Source organism: Pseudomonas sp. SMV71 (assembly GCF_052042015.1).
In the GTDB taxonomy this organism is placed as follows: domain Bacteria; phylum Pseudomonadota; class Gammaproteobacteria; order Pseudomonadales; family Pseudomonadaceae; genus Aquipseudomonas.
Genome location: NZ_JBKGGU010000050.1, coordinates 1 through 1,934, shown reverse-complemented (window position 1 = coordinate 1,934; position 1,934 = coordinate 1). Strand labels below are relative to the sequence as shown.

1 protein-coding gene is annotated in these 1,934 nt (G+C 66.9%); it reads right to left on the bottom strand.

All coding sequences use genetic code 11. From position 1 onward, the window contains the following. The coding region (locus tag ACLEJQ_RS25700) for a DUF6531 domain-containing protein (protein WP_440799901.1) at positions 1–1,934 on the bottom strand (1,934 nt) is incomplete at both ends.

Here is a 1,934-nt window from a genome sequence, read left to right as displayed (position 1 = left end):
ACCTGGCCGTGGCTGTCGTAGCGGTAGCGGGTGACGTGACCCAGCGGGTCGGTCTCGGCGATGCAATTGCCCCGAGGGTCGTAGCGATACTGCCAGCTGTTGCCGGCGGCGTTAGTGTCCACCAGCGGCAGGGCCCAGTGTTCGAGCCAGAGGGTGGATTCGCTGCGGCCCAACGGGTCGGTTTCGCTGATCAGGTTGCCAGCGTCGTCATAGTTGAATTGGTACTGGCCGCCCTGTGGATCGGTGGCGCTGAGCATCTGGCGCTCATCGTTCCATTCGAACAGCCAGGTGTGGCCGAGGTTGTCGGTGTATTGGGTGATCTGGTGCTGGCTGTTCCACTGCCGGGTGCTGACGCGCTGCAAACTGTCGCGGATGCGGGTGATGCCGGCCTTGAGGTCATAGTCGAACTGGTAGGCGTCGCCTTCGTCGGTCCAGTGGCGGACCACGCGCCATTCCTGGTCGTCGATCAGGGCCCATTCGTAGAAGCAGTGCAGGCCGGTGGGCAGTTGGTGTTCGACCATCCGCCGCCCGGCGTCGTAGCGAAAGCGCCGTTGCACCTGGCCGCTGGCGTCACGCACTTCGGCGAGGGTGTTGGCCGCGTCGTAGGCGTAGCTGACCAGCACCTCCCGCGTTTGGTCGGGGTAGAGGCGTTCGACGTGGGTGACGCGTTCGCCTTCGCGGATCAGCTCGACTTGCACCAGGTCGAAGGTGTCGCGCAGCCGCACCAGGCGTCCGGCGTCGTCGTAGTCGAGGTGGATGCGGTTGTCGTTGCGGTCACCCAGTTGGCTCAGGCGCAGCAGCGCGGCCCGGCCCGGGGTCGGTTCGAACAGGCGGTACAGGCCGTCGTCGCTTTCGATCAGCAGTTGGCCGTTGAGGTGTCGGCGCACGGCGAGGCCCTCGCCGGCGCTGAACACCGCGCCGCCCAAGGGGATCGCGCCCATGTCGATGGGGCGACCTTGTTCGTCGGTGTAGACCAGGGTCTCGCCGCCGTCGGGATGGGGAAGGATCTCGACCTGCACCTCGTAGCTCACGCTCCAACCAACGCCGAACAAGCCGTCGCCGCGCTCGTCACGGCTGTTGTAGAAGCGTTGCCAGTCGATCGGCAGGATGCCGGGCAGGACGAAGTCCAGTTCCTCGTCACCGCCCAGCACCTTGGCGCCGGTGGCCGCATGCACCGGATTCGACGAGCCCATGGCCGCATTGGCCGCCGCGCCCATCGCACTGCTGACCGCCATGGATGCGGCGCCGCCCACCAGCATGCACGGCAGTTTGCTGAAGAACTTGCCCTTGCCACCCTTGAGCATCAGCAGCGCGGTCACCGCCAGTCCCACGCCCGGCGTCTTGCCGCTGCGAATTTCACGCACCACCACCGAACCGCCGCCAATGGTGACGTTGGAGGAAATCAGCCCGGACGACACGACCTTGGCGTCGCAGGTGCTGCGGTCGCCGCTGCGCACGGCGGGCTGGCCGTTGATGGTGACCTTGTCCGAGCCTTCGGCCAGGAACTGCGGTGGCATCGGCGGGTGCTTCATGCAGACGATCATGTCCAGCGGCTTGGGCACCGCGCCGGGGGCGGGGGTGGCGACGGTGGGGCGCCACATCTGCGAGAAGAAATTCTCGGCCATGTCCAGGTAACTGGGCTCGGCCTCGGGTTCTTCCAGCTCGGTGCCGGCCGGCGCGACATGGGACTGGATCGCCCCGGCGGCGCGGGCGGCGGGGATGTTGTTAGTCAGGGTGTCGGTGGCGCCGGTGAGGATGTTGGCCTGCACCGTGGGCGGGAAGAGCGCGTTGCCGATGCCTTCGCAAATATTACTTAACCCTTTGTCCGCCCCGGTCTTGCTCATGGCCAGGCCCACTACGGCGCCGACGACCGCGCCGAGCAAAAAGCAGCCCAGGCCCCCGGTCGCCACCGTGATGCCGGTGGCGGCAACCAC